General features: G+C 60.9%; 15 protein-coding genes. 12 read left to right on the top strand and 3 right to left on the bottom strand.

The genetic code is table 11. The features are described 5' to 3' along the window. Positions 1-59: 59 nt before the first annotated feature. Positions 60-926: a LysR substrate-binding domain-containing protein gene (locus NH234_RS07375; protein WP_367256139.1), complete on the bottom strand. Its 867-nt coding sequence runs from the start codon at positions 924-926 to the stop codon at positions 60-62. 185 nt (positions 927-1,111) lie between these two features. On the opposite strand from NH234_RS07375, the gene NH234_RS07380 reads away from it, so the two are divergent. Next, positions 1,112-1,273 (top strand): hypothetical protein, encoded by a 162-nt coding sequence (locus tag NH234_RS07380; protein ID WP_167443762.1) that lies wholly within the window; start codon positions 1,112-1,114, stop codon positions 1,271-1,273. Between the two features lie 145 nt (positions 1,274-1,418). Continuing rightward, a complete protein-coding gene (gene ccoM / locus NH234_RS07385; protein ID WP_007959205.1) occupies positions 1,419-1,535 on the top strand; it encodes a cytochrome c oxidase subunit CcoM in 117 nt (38 codons plus the stop codon). A 566-nt stretch (positions 1,536-2,101) separates the two neighbouring features. Here the strand turns inward: ccoM and NH234_RS07390 are convergent. Beyond that, the gene (locus NH234_RS07390) at positions 2,102-3,577 is read right to left on the bottom strand and encodes an inorganic phosphate transporter (RefSeq protein WP_367256141.1); all 1,476 of its coding nucleotides are present in this window, start codon (positions 3,575-3,577) and stop codon (positions 2,102-2,104) included. A 375-nt stretch (positions 3,578-3,952) separates the two neighbouring features. Beyond that, the gene (locus tag NH234_RS07395) at positions 3,953-4,153 is read right to left on the bottom strand and encodes a hypothetical protein (RefSeq protein ID WP_007957826.1); all 201 of its coding nucleotides are present in this window, start codon (positions 4,151-4,153) and stop codon (positions 3,953-3,955) included. Positions 4,154-4,792: 639 nt separating this feature from the next. Here NH234_RS07395 and pcaR point away from each other — a divergent pair. From pcaR to pcaD, 10 genes are all read left to right on the top strand, one after another. Continuing rightward, on the top strand, positions 4,793-5,635 hold the full coding sequence (pcaR, locus tag NH234_RS07400) for a pca regulon transcriptional regulator PcaR (protein ID WP_007917109.1): 843 nt from the start codon (positions 4,793-4,795) through the stop codon (positions 5,633-5,635). Between the two features lie 295 nt (positions 5,636-5,930). Next, positions 5,931-7,277: an MFS transporter gene (locus tag NH234_RS07405; RefSeq protein ID WP_367256143.1), complete on the top strand. Its 1,347-nt coding sequence runs from the start codon at positions 5,931-5,933 to the stop codon at positions 7,275-7,277. A 187-nt stretch (positions 7,278-7,464) separates the two neighbouring features. Then, positions 7,465-8,322 carry a CoA transferase subunit A gene (locus NH234_RS07410; RefSeq protein ID WP_003222404.1) on the top strand — a complete coding sequence of 286 codons (858 nt, stop codon included), beginning with the start codon at positions 7,465-7,467 and terminating at the stop codon, positions 8,320-8,322. Beyond that, on the top strand, positions 8,322-9,101 hold the full coding sequence (locus NH234_RS07415; RefSeq protein ID WP_085729930.1) for a CoA-transferase subunit beta: 780 nt from the start codon (positions 8,322-8,324) through the stop codon (positions 9,099-9,101). The genes NH234_RS07410 and NH234_RS07415 overlap by 1 nt, the downstream gene beginning before the upstream one ends. Then, a complete protein-coding gene (pcaF, locus tag NH234_RS07420; protein WP_170929614.1) occupies positions 9,098-10,303 on the top strand; it encodes a 3-oxoadipyl-CoA thiolase in 1,206 nt (401 codons plus the stop codon). Before NH234_RS07415 ends, pcaF begins: the two co-directional genes overlap by 4 nt. A 36-nt stretch (positions 10,304-10,339) precedes the next feature. Beyond that, the gene (pcaH, locus tag NH234_RS07425; RefSeq protein ID WP_085729932.1) at positions 10,340-11,044 is read left to right on the top strand and encodes a protocatechuate 3,4-dioxygenase subunit beta; all 705 of its coding nucleotides are present in this window, start codon (positions 10,340-10,342) and stop codon (positions 11,042-11,044) included. Between the two features lies 1 nt (position 11,045). After that, complete coding sequence (gene pcaG / locus NH234_RS07430; RefSeq protein ID WP_085729933.1) at positions 11,046-11,612, top strand: protocatechuate 3,4-dioxygenase subunit alpha; 567 nt, start codon at positions 11,046-11,048, stop codon at positions 11,610-11,612. Between the two features lie 111 nt (positions 11,613-11,723). Continuing rightward, on the top strand, positions 11,724-13,019 hold the full coding sequence (locus NH234_RS07435) for an MFS family transporter (RefSeq protein ID WP_085729934.1): 1,296 nt from the start codon (positions 11,724-11,726) through the stop codon (positions 13,017-13,019). Positions 13,020-13,065: 46 nt separating this feature from the next. Beyond that, positions 13,066-14,430 carry a 3-carboxy-cis,cis-muconate cycloisomerase gene (locus tag NH234_RS07440; RefSeq protein ID WP_367256146.1) on the top strand — a complete coding sequence of 455 codons (1,365 nt, stop codon included), beginning with the start codon at positions 13,066-13,068 and terminating at the stop codon, positions 14,428-14,430. Positions 14,431-14,442: 12 nt separating this feature from the next. After that, on the top strand, positions 14,443-15,234 hold the full coding sequence (gene pcaD / locus NH234_RS07445) for a 3-oxoadipate enol-lactonase (protein WP_367256147.1): 792 nt from the start codon (positions 14,443-14,445) through the stop codon (positions 15,232-15,234). The last annotated feature ends 7 nt before the right edge of the window (positions 15,235-15,241 follow it).

Below are 15,241 nucleotides of genomic sequence, written 5' to 3' on the forward strand. Positions count from 1 at the left end.
TGTTGGCGCAGGAGGGTGGGCGACAAACGGATAGATTTGATTCGACGTATCCAAAAAACTCATGCGTCGATGACTTGCTCCAGCCATTGGCTGAACGCCTGAGCCGCTGGGCTTGGCGGGCGCTCCGGAGTGACCAGCCAATAGCCGATTTCGCCGGTCATGGGTGAGGTGTCGAAGGCTGGCACCAGTGCACCTTCCTTGAGTCGGCGATCAATCAGGCATTGGCGACCCATGGCGATGCCTTGGCCGGCCACCGCCGCTTCGACCACGATGTTGTAGTCGTGGAGCATCACGCTGGGCACTTGTGCGAGGTCGATGCCGCTGTGTTGCTGCCAGTCGATCCATTCGAACGGCTGGTGCGACTTGGCCATCAACAGCGGGCCGTTTTGCACGCCTTTGGCCTTGAAGGCGGGGCTGCACACCGGCGTCAGGGTTTCCGTCATGAATCGGTGTGCCTGGGCTTTCGGCCAGCCGCCCTTGCCGTAGCGGATCGCCAGGTCCACTTCGCCACCGTCGACATCGGCCAGTTGTACGGCAGGCAGCAATTCGACGTGGATGTTCGGGTATTTGGCGTTGAAGTCCGCCAGTCGCGGTGCCAGCCAGAGCGTGGCGAACGAAGCGAGCAGACCGATGCGCAGAGTGGTGGAGCGCTCGCCGCGCAAGTCACGGGTGGCGGCGGCAATCGCGGCGAGGGCGGGCTCGATCTGTCGGTAATATTGTTCGCCGGCCGGCGTCAGGTCGATCGCCCGGGTGCGGCGCACGAACAGTGGCTGTTCGAGAAACTCCTCGAGTTTATGCACCTGATGGCTGATCGCACTTTGCGTCACCGACAGTTCGTCGGCAGCCTTGATGAAGCTCAAGTGACGGGCCACGGCCTCGAAGGCGCGCAGGGCCATCAGCGGCGGCAGATCCTGATGCAAGGGCACGGCAGATATCCTCGTGGTTCAGCGCAAAGCGCAGAGTGTGCGGGCAAAAGCGCTGGCCGGTACACGATTTGTTGTATAGCGCCTGCGTCGACGACTGGTCAGCGTCGGCGCGAGGCCGCATTATTGGCGCAGTCCTGTCGGTGATCCGGCAGTTGTGATTCAGTCCAAGCGATGCATCGAACGCCATGAGCCAAGACGACAAACTGATCGACCTCAGCACCGAACGCGCCAAGCGGGTTCACGACCTCAACGAAAAACGCCTGAATGAAGTGCGCAAGGCTTTCGAGCAGGCAATGCCGTTGGGAAAACCGAAGAAAAAGTCGAAAAACAAACCGAAAAAGCGTTGATTTCCCCTGCATCCTTTGATGCAGGTCAGTTATTTCCCCTCCTTTCTCCCACGTGTTGACCGGCATTGATCCCGGTCAATTCCTGTGCCTGCCTGATTGGTTAACTTAGTTCCATCGCAGCAAAGCAGGGGCCAGGAGGCCAGTCATGTTTTTCGATAACGTGGTGTTTGCCGGGGTTCTCACAGTAGGCCTGATGGTTCTGTTTTTTGCAGGGTTTGGATTTTTTATCTGGAAGGATGCGAACAAGCGCAAGAAGCCTTGATTCTTCCGGATTTGATGAGCACGCAAGGCATTTTGGGCAACTTCGGTTGCCCTTTTTTTTGGTCTTCTTGGCGGCCTTTGAGCCGACCAGGTTGTGGTTTGTTTTGTGTGAATATCCGTTTTTTTGTAACGGCTTCTTATGGTTCCGCCCTTACGGCGGCTCACTTTTTCAAACGCCAAAAAGTAAGCAAAAGGCTTGGCCCCTGCGTTCGGCGCCTCGCTGAGGCTCGACGTTCCTTCGTTCCGGGATTCATCCGGGGGCATCGCCTACGGTTTGCTTCGCTGCACCTCCTCTCGATGCATGCGGCTGCGCCGCAAGGTCGCTGCGCTCCCACCCCCGGATAAATCCCTCCACTCAGCCTACCGATGGGGCCGGCACGTCAAGAGCGGTACTCGAGCTAACGCTCATCGTGTTGAGTGGTGGGAAGCCAAAGCAGAAGCAGGAGTTGTTGATCGTTCCCACGCTCTGCGTGGGAATGCCGCCCGGGACGCTCTGCGTTCCATTTCTGGAAGCAACAAAAAAGGCGTGATTCTTGCGAATCACGCCTTTTTCATTACAGCGATCTATCAGCTACCCAGCGCCTTCGACGCCAGCCAGAACAGGCCGGCCGACAGGGCTACGGTGGCTGGCAGGGTCAGGACCCAGGCCAGCAGGATGGTTTTCACCGTGCCGCCTTGCAGGCCGCTTTTGTTGGCGACCATGGTGCCGGCCACGCCCGAGGAGAGGACGTGGGTAGTGGACACCGGCAGGCTGAAGATGTTGGCCAGGCCGATCAGGCTGGCGGTGGTGATCTGTGCCGACATGCCTTGCGAGTAGGTCATGCCTTGCTTGCCGATCTTCTCGCCGATGGTCAGTACCACACGTTTCCAGCCAACCATGGTGCCCAGGCCCAGGGCCAGGGCGACTGCCAGAATCACCCAGAACGGGGCGTATTCGGTGGTGGTGGTCAGGTCTTTGCGCAGTTTGTCCAGGTCGGCTTTTTCACGAGCGGCGAGGCCAGGCAGTTTGCTGACTTTCTTCGCGGTGTCGTCCAGGCAGAGCAGGTAGCGGCGCACTTCGATGCGGCTTTCCGACGACAGCGCGTGGTAGTCCGCTACACCTTTGAGGGTGTCGAGCAGGGCGGTGATGGTCGGTTCGGTCTGTTGCGGGTTGCAACGGAATTTCTCCGGCAGGTCGCCTTCCACGCTTTTGCCCAGCGCCAGGAACTCGCCCAGGGTATCGGCGTTGCGCTTGTAGAACTGGCTCAGGTGCAGAGTTGCGTCGCGAGTACGTTCGATCTGGTAAGTGGTGCTGTTCAGGTCGAGCACGAACTGCGCAGGCACGATACCGATCAGTACCAGCATGATCAGGCCGATGCCTTTCTGGCCGTCGTTGGAACCGTGCACGAAGCTTACGGCCATGGCCGAGATCACCAGGACCAGACGGTTCCAGAACGGTGGGTGCTTTTTGTCGTCGATCTTGCGGCGCTGTTCAGGCGTCTTGTGCATTTTCGACAGCGGGCGCCACCATTTAAGGCCGATCAGGATCAGCGCAGCGATCAGGAAACCGGCCATTGGCGAGAACACCAGCGAGGCGCCGATATCGATCGCTTTCTGCCAGTTTACGCCGTCGGCCAGTGGAATCTCGTTGATCAGGGCGTTGGCCAGGCCGACACCGAGGATCGAACCGATCAGGGTGTGGGAACTGGAGGCCGGGATACCGAAGTACCAGGTGCCCAGGTTCCAGGCGATAGCGGCGGCGAGCAGCGAGAACACCATTGCCAGACCATGGCCGGTGTTCACATTGATCAGCAGTTCCACCGGCAGCAGGTGAACAATGGCATACGCCACGCCAACGCCGCCCAGCAGCACGCCGAGGAAGTTGAACACGCCCGAGAAGAACACCGCCAGGTGAGGCGGCATCGCTTTGGTGTAGATAACAGTGGCTACCGCGTTAGCGGTGTCATGAAATCCATTGATGAACTCGAAGGCGAGGACAAATGTCAGGGCGAGCAGGAGGCTCACAAGCACCCAGGCATCCAGTCCGCTGAATAAATCGATCATGAAGGTTTTCTGACCCGGTCATAAGGGGGCGCGATTATGCCAGAAAAGACTGGAAATCGATCCCCTACCTGCTCATCGGTAACCTTCTTAGCCAAATTAATTTGTATCAAGGTGCATTACCCAAGCTTTTTGCAGGGTTTTGCAAGGTGTTGATTCAATTGAAAAAAATGCGAAGCACCGATGAATTGACCGGTGTGCGGGAGGGGGCAGAAGCTTGTATGAAATATCTGAGAAACGTGTCTGACATGCTCCAAACCTGTGCAATACAGGGGAGTTGGCCGCTGCCCGCGGGTAGCGGGCGCGCAAGGCATCGTCAGCCCACCGCGCTTGTAACCCGGTGAGTACGCTTACCCTCGAAAGTCTCAAAGGAAGGCATCAAGGCTCTTCGGCTTTGAGTTCCTCTTCCATTTTTTTCAGTTCTTGCTGGAAGACCTGATCCTGAACGGTAGGGCGTTTACGCCAGGCTTTGCGTTCCGGTTCGGGCTGGGCGGCGTAGGTGGTGACTTCCCCGCCGTAAACTTCCTTGTAACGTTGTTCCTGGCGCTCAAGTTCCGCGCGCAGTTCGTCTTTCGTCACAGTGCTACCTGTATGAGTTGAGATAAATGTCTGGTGAAACGCACTGCAACGAATCAATTGAACCGGTTCGCCAACTAGCCACGGCCTGAACAGGCAGCGGTGTTATCGGCAGGACGGTCAAGACTTCCATGTTACAGGCGGCTACGGCACCAGATTAAAACTGACGCAGCATCAGTTTCCTGTTTCAGCGAGCGCGCTGGCGGTGCATGGTGATGATCGTCAGGTGCTGGCCGGGGCTGAAGGCAATGGACATCGCCTCAGCGAGTGGCGTCGACGGCAATAAAAGTGCGGCGCCACTGAGGTGCATTATAGCGGCCGATTCGGGATTGACTATCTTTGCCAAGTTAAAAACGGTTCCGGATGTGTGATTGTTTTGTGACTCGCAACTTTTACCAATAGTTGAATCGTTGTTGTCGGGTGTTGTATTTCTGGCGCCATTTAGCCGAACAACTAAGGCGCCGGGTGCATGAGTGATACCGAGTTTGAAACGGTCGTGAGCGATTCTCGCCGAGACGCAGGGATCGTTGCGATTATCGGTCGATGGTTCGATAATCGCCCAGTGTTGGCGATCGGGCGCTTGTGCACCTGTCTGCGAGCCGCTTGTATAGCCGTCGATCCGTACAGGAAAAAGGACCTGACATGAACGATCAAATGCGCAATTCCTTTACGTCGGTGGCGCCGCCGATCGTTGCTTCACCGGCCAAACGCATCCAGGCCCTGACCGGCGATCCGGATTTCATGACCTCCCTGGCCCGTGGCCTGGCGGTGGTCCAGGCGTTTCAGGAACGCAAGCGTCACTTGACCATCGCCCAGATCAGCCACCGTACGGAAATCCCCCGCGCCGCCGTGCGTCGTTGCCTGCATACGCTGATCAAACTCGGTTACGCCACTACCGACGGGCGCACGTACTCGTTGCTGCCCAAAGTGCTGACCCTCGGTCACGCCTATTTGTCTTCGACGCCGCTGGCGGTTTCCGCCCAGCCTTACCTCGACCGCATGAGCGAGCAGCTTCACGAGGCCTGCAACATGGCCACACTGGAAGGCGACGACATTCTCTACATCGCGCGTTCGGCCACGACTCAACGCCTGATCTCGGTGGACCTGTCGGTGGGCGGGCGCTTGCCGGCGTATTGCACGTCCATGGGACGGATTCTGCTGGCAGCGCTGGACGACACCTCGCTGCGCGAATACCTCGATCACGCTGAACTGGTGGCCAAGACCAGTCGCACGATTCACACCCCCGACGCCTTGCTCGAATGTTTGCAGGAAGTCCGGCAGCAGGGCTGGTGCATCGTCGATCAGGAACTGGAACAAGGTCTGCGTTCAATTGCCGTGCCGGTGTATGACGCTTCCGGTCAAGTGGTGGCCGCGCTCAATGTCAGCACCCACGCCGGTCGCGTCAGCCGTACCGAACTGGAACAGCGCTTTCTGCCCGGCCTGTTGAGCGCCAGTCGTGACCTCAGCGCGCAGTTGTTCGCCTGATGAACCTGTTCGATAAACGCACAGAGTTGCGTTTATCGAATTGACGCTAAAACCCTCGGATCATTAATGTCGCGGCAGCGTCATCCGGCGCAAATGTGAATGAGCCCGCCGGATTGTCGACTCCCATAATAATGACAAGAGGCAACTTCCCATGCGCACGTTCCCAGACTGTCGCCGCTCCCGTTCCTGTTGACGGTATTAGCGCAACGCCTGATTTCTTCCCTATATAGTTGTGACCGTGCCGACCTCTGGCCGGCCGCCGTTCGACTGCGTTTTCTTGCGTGGAATAAAAATAATGAACCAGCCTCAGTCCGCTGTGGGGCACTGCCTCGACGTGCAGTCCTTCATCAATACCCAACCGATCTCGCGCTATCAGTGGCGCGTCGTGATCCTGTGTTTCCTGATTGTGTTCCTCGATGGCCTCGACACCGCGGCCATGGGATTTATTGCTCCAGCGCTTTCCCAGGACTGGGGCATCGACCGCGCCAGCCTCGGCCCGGTGATGAGCGCCGCGCTGATCGGCATGGTCTTCGGTGCGCTGGGCTCCGGTCCGCTGGCTGACCGCTTCGGGCGAAAAGTCGTCCTGGTTGGCGCGGTATTTCTGTTCGGTGCTTTCAGCCTGGCGTCGGCCTACGCCACCAACGTCGAGCAATTGCTGGTGCTGCGATTCCTCACCGGTCTGGGATTGGGCGCCGGCATGCCGAACGCCACCACGCTGCTGTCGGAATACACTCCGGAACGCAAGAAGTCGCTGCTGGTGACCAGCATGTTCTGTGGCTTCAACCTCGGCATGGCCGGCGGCGGATTCATCTCGGCCAAGCTGATTCCGGCGTTCGGCTGGCACAGCCTGTTGCTGATCGGCGGGATTCTGCCGCTGATCCTCGCCGTGGTGTTGCTGCTCTGGTTGCCGGAATCGGCGCGTTATCTGGTGGTGCGTAATCGTGGCACCGACAAGGTACGCAAGACTCTCGCACCCATTGATCCTGCCACCGTCGCTCAGGCCGCGAGTTTCAGTGTCCCGGAACAGAAAACCGTAAAAGCCCGCAACGTGTTCGCGGTGATTTTCTCGGGCACCTACAGCGTAGGTACGTTGCTGCTGTGGCTGACTTATTTCATGGGCCTGGTGATCGTGTACCTGCTGACCAGTTGGCTGCCGACCCTGATGCGCGACAGTGGCGCGAGCATGGAGCAGGCAGCCTTCATCGGCGCGTTGTTCCAGTTCGGCGGGGTGTTGAGCGCGGTCGGCGTAGGCTGGGCGATGGACCGGTTCAATCCGCACAAGGTCATCGGCATTTTCTACCTGCTGGCCGGGGTGTTTGCCTACGCGGTCGGGCAGAGCCTGGGCAACATCACGCTGCTGGCGACGCTGGTGCTGGTGGCGGGCATGTGCGTCAACGGCGCGCAATCGGCGATGCCGTCGCTGGCCGCGCGGTTTTATCCGACCCAGGGCCGAGCGACCGGTGTGTCGTGGATGCTGGGCATTGGCCGGTTCGGCGCGATTCTCGGCGCATGGATGGGCGCGACGCTGCTGGGCCTGGGCTGGAATTTCGAACAGGTGCTGACAGCGCTGGTGATCCCGGCCGGGCTGGCCACGGCTGCGGTGGTGATCAAGGGTCTGGTCAGTCACGCGGACGCGACCTGATATCGGAATTGATCGACCCGCCCTCGGGGCGATCATTAGGGTGGTAACAATCTGTTCGATAAACGAACACTCAGTCGATTATCGGATTGTTTGGCGAAAATCAGCGGCTTAATCTTTAGTGACTCCGGCGCAGAACCTCGCGCCTTTTTATCACTGGCGATCCACTACAAAAACGGGAGCCCGCTCCATGGCTGAGATCCTTTCGCTGCACGACGCGGTGAAGCAATTCGTCAACGACGGCGACACCGTCGCGCTCGAAGGCTTCACTCACCTGATCCCTACGGCGGCGGGTCATGAAATCATTCGTCAGGGCAAGAAAGATCTGACCCTGGTGCGGATGACGCCTGACCTGATCTACGACCAACTGATCGGTGCCGGCTGTGCGCGCAAGCTGATCTTCTCCTGGGGGGGCAACCCTGGCGTGGGTTCGCTGCACCGTCTGCGTGACGCGGTCGAGAAACAATGGCCACACGCCCTGGAAATCGAAGAACACAGCCACGCCGACCTGGCCAACGCTTACGTCGCCGGCGCGTCCGGCCTGCCGTTTGCGGTGTTGCGGGCCTACGCCGGTTCCGACCTGCCGAAGGTCAACCCGCTGATCAAATCCGTGACTTGCCCGTTCACCGGCGAAGTGCTGGCGGCGGTGCCGTCGGTGCGTCCGGACGTGACCGTGATCCACGCCCAGAAAGCCGACCGTCAGGGCAACGTGCTGTTGTGGGGCATCCTCGGCGTGCAGAAAGAAGCCGCGCTGGCCGCCAAGCGCTGCATCGTCACCGTCGAAGAAATCGTCGACAACCTCAACGCCCCGATGAACGCCTGCGTGCTGCCGACCTGGGCCTTGAGCGCGGTCTGCCACGTACCCGGTGGCGCGCATCCGTCCTACGCCCACGGTTACACCGAGCGTGACAATCGCTTCTATCAGGCGTGGGATCCGATCGCCCGCGACCGTGAGACGTTTACCGCGTGGATCAACGAATACATCCATGGCTGCGCTGACTTCAGCGAGTTCCAGGCCAAGTTGGCCGCTGCTTCGGAGGCCAAGTAATGACTTACACCACCAATGAAATGATGACCGTCGCCGCGGCCCGTCGCCTGAAGAACGGCTCGGTGTGCTTCGTCGGCATCGGCCTGCCGTCGAAAGCCGCCAACCTGGCGCGCCTGACTTCGTCGCCGGACGTGGTGCTGATCTACGAATCCGGCCCTATCGGCGCCAAACCCAGCGTGTTGCCACTGTCCATCGGTGATGGCGAACTGGCGGAAACCGCTGACACCGTCGTGCCGACCGGTGAGATTTTTCGTTACTGGCTGCAGGGCGGACGCATCGACGTCGGTTTTCTCGGCGCAGCGCAGGTTGACCGTTTCGGCAACATCAACACCACGGTGGTGGGCGACTATCACCAGCCGAAAGTGCGCCTGCCGGGTGCCGGTGGCGCGCCGGAAATCGCCGGTTCTGCCAAAAGCGTGCTGATCATCCTTAAACAGTCGTCGCGTTCGTTTGTCGACAAGCTCGATTTCATCACCTCGGTCGGCCATGGCGAGGGCGGCGATTCACGCAAGCGTCTGGGCCTGCCGGGCGCCGGGCCGGTCGGGATCATCACCGACCTGTGCATCATGGAGCCGGAAGAGGGGACCCACGAGTTCGTCGTTACTGCCCTGCATCCGGGTGTGACCCGCGAGCAAGTGGTCGCCGCCACTGGTTGGGCGATCCGTTTTGCCGACAGCGTGGCCACCACTGCCGAACCGACCGAAGTCGAGCTGACCGCCCTGCGCGATCTCGAAGCCCGCACCGCAGCGGCCCACGGCCAGGCACCGGGAGAAGCATGATGCGCGACGTTTATATCTGCGATGCGATTCGTACCCCCATCGGTCGTTTCGGTGGTGGTCTGGCGGCTGTTCGCGCCGACGATCTGGCCGCCGTGCCGATCAAGGCCCTGATGGAGCGCAACCCGTCGGTGGACTGGAGCGCGATCGACGAAGTGTTCCTCGGCTGCGCCAACCAGGCCGGCGAAGACAACCGCAACGTGGCGCGCATGGCGCTGTTGCTGGCGGGCCTGCCGGACAGCGTGCCCGGCGTTACCCTCAATCGCCTTTGTGCGTCGGGGATGGATGCTATTGGGACGGCGTTCCGCGCCATCGCCAGCGGCGAAATGGAGCTGGCGATTGCCGGTGGCGTCGAGTCGATGTCCCGCGCACCGTTCGTGATGGGCAAGGCCGATGCGGCGTTTTCGCGCAACATGAAACTGGAAGACACCACCATTGGCTGGCGTTTCATCAACCCGCTGATGAAGGCCCAGTACGGCGTCGACGCGATGCCGCAGACCGCCGACAACGTGGCTGACGATTACGAAATTTCCCGCGAGGATCAGGACGCTTTCGCCCTGCGCAGTCAGCAACGGACGGCCGCCGCACAGGCTGCCGGCTACTTTGCCGAGGAAATCGTCGAAGTGCGGATCGCCCACAAGAAGGGCGAAACCGTGGTCAGCCAGGACGAACACCCACGCGCCGACACCACGATTGAAGCGCTGACCAAGTTGAAACCGGTCAACGGCCCGGACAAGACCGTCACTGCCGGCAACGCATCGGGCGTGAATGACGGTGCCGCCGCGCTGATTCTGGCCTCGGCCGAAGCGGTGAAAAAACACGGTTTGACTGCCCGCGCCAAAGTGCTGGGCATGGCCAGTGCCGGGGTCGCGCCACGGGTGATGGGCATCGGCCCGGTGCCGGCGGTGCGCAAACTCACCGAACGCCTTGGAGTGGCGGTCAGCGATTTCGATGTGATCGAACTCAACGAAGCGTTTGCCAGCCAGGGTCTGGCGGTGCTGCGCGAGCTGGGATTGGCGGACGACGCCGCCCAGGTCAACCCGAACGGCGGGGCGATTGCCCTCGGCCACCCCTTGGGCATGAGCGGTGCGCGGCTGGTATTGACGGCGCTGCATCAGCTGGAAAAGACCGGCGGCAAGAAAGGTCTGGCGACCATGTGTGTCGGTGTCGGCCAGGGGCTGGCCCTGGCGATCGAACGCATCTGACACACAGCCGTGACGAATTGAACAGAGGAAAGCGAAATGACTGACAAGCCTGGCTACCGTCGTCCACAGGAAGGCACCCAGCCGCCGTACCTGCACCCGACTTATCAATCCACCAATCTGCGCTCGCCATCCAAGCCATTGGTGTTTCTGCCCCATTCGCTGTCTGAAATCACTGGCCCGACCATCGGTGCCGAGCGAGTGGCCGACACCGATAACGATCTGACCGCACAGCATGCCGGCGAGCCGCTCGGCGAGCGGATCATCATCCACGGGCGCGTGCTCGACGAAAACGGCCTGCCGGTGCCGGGGATTCTGGTCGAGATCTGGCAAGCCAACGCCGCCGGTCGCTACAACCATGCCCGTGACTTGCACGACGCACCGCTGGACCCGAACTTCACCGGCACCGGCCGCACCGTGACTGACGCCGACGGCTGGTATCAGTTCCAGACCATCAAGCCGGGCGCGTATCCGTGGGGCAACCACCACAACGCCTGGCGTCCGGCGCACGTGCACTTCTCGCTGTTCGGACCGAGCATTTTGACGCGTCTGGTCACGCAAATGTATTTCCCGGGCGATCCGCTGCTGGCGTATGACCCGATCTATAACTGCGTGCCGGATACCTCGGCCAAGGAACGCCTGATCGCCGCATTCGATCTGGAAAAAACCATTCCGTCCTACGCCCTTGCTTATCGCTGGGACATCGTGCTGCGCGGCCGCGAAGCCACGCCGATGGAGAAATGAGATGACCCTGATTGCGACCACGTCCCACACCGTCGGGCCGTATTACCACATCGGCCTGACCTGGCTGAACCGCGAGAATCTCGCCAACGAACTGACCCTCGGCCAGCGCGTGGCGATCAGCGGACAAGTGGTGGACGGCAACGGCGATGTCGTCAACGACGCCATGCTCGAAGTCTGGCAGGCCAACGCCGCCGGTAAATACGATCATCCGGAAGACGAGCAGGCTAAACCGCTGGACCCGAATTTCGAAGGTTTCGGCCGGGTGCCGGTGGATGCCGAAGGGCGCTTCCGTTTCACCACGATCAAGCCGGGCACCGTCGAAGGCCTGAAAGGCACGACCCAGGCGCCGCATCTGGTGGTGTTGGTGTTTGCGCGCGGTCTGGTGAAGCACTTGCTGACGCGGATTTATTTCGAGGGCGATCCGGCGAACGTCAATGATCCGCTGCTCGAATGCGTACCGGCCGAGCGGCGCAGCACGTTGCTGGCGAAGCCGGATGCAGAGGGTGTCTATCAGTGGAATGTGATCCTGCAGGGCACTGACGCGGAAACCGTGTTCTTCGATTACTAAAAGAACACTGCACCTTCCCTGCTACAGGGAAGGTGTGTTGCTGGTCCAATGTGGAACGGGACTGTTGCGAAGTGTGTCTAGACTCTCACTGTCCCTATCGAGTGAAAAACAATGATAACCACCACAGCTCATTACACGGGCGAGGAGCGCAGCAAGCGCATCTTCGCCATTGTCGGCGCCTCGTCCGGCAACCTGGTCGAATGGTTCGACTTCTATGTCTACGCCTTCTGCGCGATCTATTTCGCCCCGGCGTTTTTCCCCTCGGACAACCCCACGGTGCAGCTGGTAAACACCGCAGGCGTGTTCGCCGCCGGGTTCCTGATGCGACCGATCGGCGGCTGGATCTTCGGCCGGGTGGCGGACAAGCACGGGCGCAAGAATTCGATGCTGATCTCGATTCTAATGATGTGCTTCGGCTCGTTGCTCATTGCCTGTCTGCCGACCTACAACAGCATCGGCGTCTGGGCACCGTTGCTGTTGCTGTTCGCGCGCCTGTTGCAGGGCTTGTCGGTGGGCGGTGAGTACGGCACCACAGCGACCTACATGAGCGAAGTGGCACTCAAGGGGCAGCGCGGTTTCTTCGCTTCCTTCCAGTACGTGACCCTGATCGGCGGTCAACTGCTGGCGGTGCTGGTGGTGGTGATCCTGCAGCAGTTCCTCTCTGAAGACGAACTGCGGGCCTACGGCTGGCGGATTCCGTTTGTGGTCGGGGCGGTGGCGGCGCTGATTTCGTTGTTCCTGCGTCGCACCCTGAAAGAAACCACCAACAAGGAAACCCGTGAACACAAGGACGCCGGCAGCATCGCTGCGCTGTTCCGCGATCACAAAGCCGCGTTCATCACCGTGCTGGGTTACACCGCCGGTGGCTCGCTGATTTTCTACACCTTCACCACGTACATGCAGAAGTACCTGGTGAACACTGCCGGTATGCACGCCAAGACCGCCAGCTTCATCATGACCGGCGCGCTCTTCTTATATATGTGCATGCAGCCGCTGTTCGGCATGCTCGCCGACAAGATCGGCCGGCGTAACTCGATGCTCTGGTTCGGCGCCCTCGGCACGCTGTTCACCGTGCCGATCCTGCTGAGCCTGAAAAGCATCAGCAGCCCGTTCCTGGCTTTCGTGCTGATCACCGTGGCACTGGCGATTGTCAGCTTCTACACCTCGATCAGCGGCCTGGTGAAAGCCGAAATGTTCCCGCCGGAAGTCCGCGCCCTCGGCGTGGGCCTGGCCTACGCGGTGGCCAATGCGATCTTCGGCGGTTCGGCGGAGTACGTCGCTCTTAGCCTCAAGGCCGGGGGCATGGAAAACGCCTTCTACTGGTACGTCACGGTGATGATGGCAGTGGCGTTCCTGTTCAGCCTGCGCCTGCCGAAACAGGCCGCGTATTTGCACCACGATCTCTAAACCGAAGTGCGCGGGCCGCGATGGCCCGCGCCGGCAAGGACTGTTTATGACTCAGCGACCGGGCAATCAATTGTTCGATGCCTATTTCACTGCCCGCGAAATGCGCGAGGTGTTCTGCGATCAGGGCCGGGTGCAGGCGATGCTCGATTTCGAAGCCGCTTTGGCCCGGGCCGAAGCGCGGGTCGGGGTGATTCCGGCGAGTGCTGTGGCATCCATTGAGAACGCCTGTCGCGCCGAGCTGTTTGATTTCGCAGCCTTGGGCGAAGCCATCGCCACAGCGGGCAATTCGGCGATTCCGCTGGTCAAGGCGTTGGGCAAGCGGATCGCAGCATCCGACGCTGAAGCCGAACGTTATGTGCATCTGGGCGCCACCAGCCAGGACGTGATGGATTCCGGGCTGGTGTTGCAATTGCGTCAGGCGCTGGAATTGATTGAAGGGGAGCTGGCGCAACTGGCCGATGCCCTCGCCACCCAGGCGCAATGCCACGCCGCGACGCCGCTGGCCGGGCGCACCTGGCTGCAACATGCGACCCCGGTGACTCTCGGCATGAAGATCGCCGGTTGGCTTGGCGCGATCACTCGCAGCCGTCAGCGTCTGCGCGAACTCAAGCCGCGCCTGCTGGTGCTGCAATTCGGCGGCGCGTCCGGCACCCTCGCGGCGTTGGGCGAACAGGCGTTGCCGATTGCCCGTGCGCTGGCCGAAGAACTGCAATTGACCCTGCCGGAACAGCCGTGGCACACCCAGCGTGATCGCATCGTTGAGTTTGGCGCGGTGCTCGGTTTGATCGCAGGCAGCCTCGGCAAACTCGGCCGCGACATCAGCCTGTTGATGCAGACCGAAGCGGCGGAAGTGTTCGAACCGTCGTCACCGGGCAAGGGTGGCTCCTCGACCATGCCGCACAAGCGCAACCCGGTGGGCGCAGCGGTGTTGATTGGCGCGGCGACCCGGGTGCCGGGTCTGGTCTCGACGCTGTTCAGTGCCATGCCTCAGGAACACGAACGCAGCCTCGGCTTGTGGCACGCCGAATGGGAAACCCTGCCGGAGATCTGCTGCCTGGTGTCGGGCGCGCTGCAACAGGCGCGGCTGCTGGCTGATGGTCTCGAAGTCGATGCCGCGCGCATGACCCGCAACCTCGAATTGACTCAAGGTCTGGTGCTGGCCGAAGCAGTGAGCATCGTGCTCGCACAACGGGTAGGTCGCGACGCGGCGCATCATCTGCTCGAACAATGCTGCAAACGGGCGGTGGCCGAACAGCGCCATCTGCGTGCGGTACTCGGTGACGAGCCGCAAGTGACCGCCGAACTCAGCGCTGCTGAACTGGATCATCTGCTTGATCCCGCCCACTACCTTGGCCAGGCGCAGGTCTGGGTCGAGCGTGCGGTGGCCGAACACAACGCATTGTCTGACTGAAAGGAGAGGGCTGTGGCTTTCGTTCAACTCGCCGACGGCGAACTGCATTACTCATTGGAAGGCCCGGTCGATGCGCCGGTGCTGGTGCTGTCCAACTCGCTGGGTACCGATCTGCACATGTGGGACGCCCAGATGCCGGCGTTCACCGAGCACTTTCGCGTGCTGCGTTTCGATACCCGTGGTCACGGTCAGTCGCTGGTGACGCCGGGGCCTTACAGCATCGAGCAACTGGGTCGCGACGTGGTGGCGCTGCTGGATGCGCTGCACATCGAACGTGCGCATTTCTGCGGTCTGTCGATGGGCGGTTTGATTGGTCAGTGGCTGGGGATCAACGCCGGCCAGCGCCTGAATAAACTGATCGTCTGCAACACAGCGGCGAAAATCGGCGATCCAACGGTATGGAATCCACGTATCGAAACCGTGCTGCGCGACGGCCCGGCGGCGATGGTCGCGTTGCGTGACGCGTCGGTTGCCCGTTGGTTTACGCCGGATTTTTCGGCGGCCAATCCGGCAGCGGCCAAGCAGATCACCGACATGCTCGCGGCCACCAATCCTGAAGGTTACGCCGCCAACTGCGCGGCGGTGCGCGATGCGGATTTTCGCGATCAACTGGCGTCGATCACGGCTCCGTTGCTGGTGATTGCCGGCTCGGAAGATGCGGTGACGCCACCGTCCGGCGGGCATTTCATTCAGGAGCATGTGCGCGGCGCCGAGTACGCCGAGTTCCATGCTGCACATCTTTCCAACGTTCAGGCCGGCGACGCGTTCAGCGATCGTGTGCTGACGTTCCTGCTGGCCGCTTGAGGGGACT

Source organism: Pseudomonas sp. stari2 (assembly GCF_040760005.1).
Classification (GTDB): domain Bacteria; phylum Pseudomonadota; class Gammaproteobacteria; order Pseudomonadales; family Pseudomonadaceae; genus Aquipseudomonas.

Coding starts and splice junctions, on each gene's coding strand:
- ccoM (WP_007959205.1), top strand. CDS start 1,419: ATGTTTTTCGATAACGTGGTGTTTGCCGGGGTTCTCACAGTAGGCCTG.
- pcaF (WP_170929614.1), top strand. CDS start 9,098: ATGATGCGCGACGTTTATATCTGCGATGCGATTCGTACCCCCATCGGT.
- NH234_RS07405 (WP_367256143.1), top strand. CDS start 5,931: ATGAACCAGCCTCAGTCCGCTGTGGGGCACTGCCTCGACGTGCAGTCC.
- NH234_RS07390 (WP_367256141.1), bottom strand. CDS start 3,577: ATGATCGATTTATTCAGCGGACTGGATGCCTGGGTGCTTGTGAGCCTC.
- NH234_RS07440 (WP_367256146.1), top strand. CDS start 13,066: ATGACTCAGCGACCGGGCAATCAATTGTTCGATGCCTATTTCACTGCC.
- NH234_RS07415 (WP_085729930.1), top strand. CDS start 8,322: ATGACTTACACCACCAATGAAATGATGACCGTCGCCGCGGCCCGTCGC.
- NH234_RS07435 (WP_085729934.1), top strand. CDS start 11,724: ATGATAACCACCACAGCTCATTACACGGGCGAGGAGCGCAGCAAGCGC.
- pcaH (WP_085729932.1), top strand. CDS start 10,340: ATGACTGACAAGCCTGGCTACCGTCGTCCACAGGAAGGCACCCAGCCG.
- NH234_RS07380 (WP_167443762.1), top strand. CDS start 1,112: ATGAGCCAAGACGACAAACTGATCGACCTCAGCACCGAACGCGCCAAG.
- NH234_RS07410 (WP_003222404.1), top strand. CDS start 7,465: ATGGCTGAGATCCTTTCGCTGCACGACGCGGTGAAGCAATTCGTCAAC.
- pcaR (WP_007917109.1), top strand. CDS start 4,793: ATGAACGATCAAATGCGCAATTCCTTTACGTCGGTGGCGCCGCCGATC.
- pcaG (WP_085729933.1), top strand. CDS start 11,046: ATGACCCTGATTGCGACCACGTCCCACACCGTCGGGCCGTATTACCAC.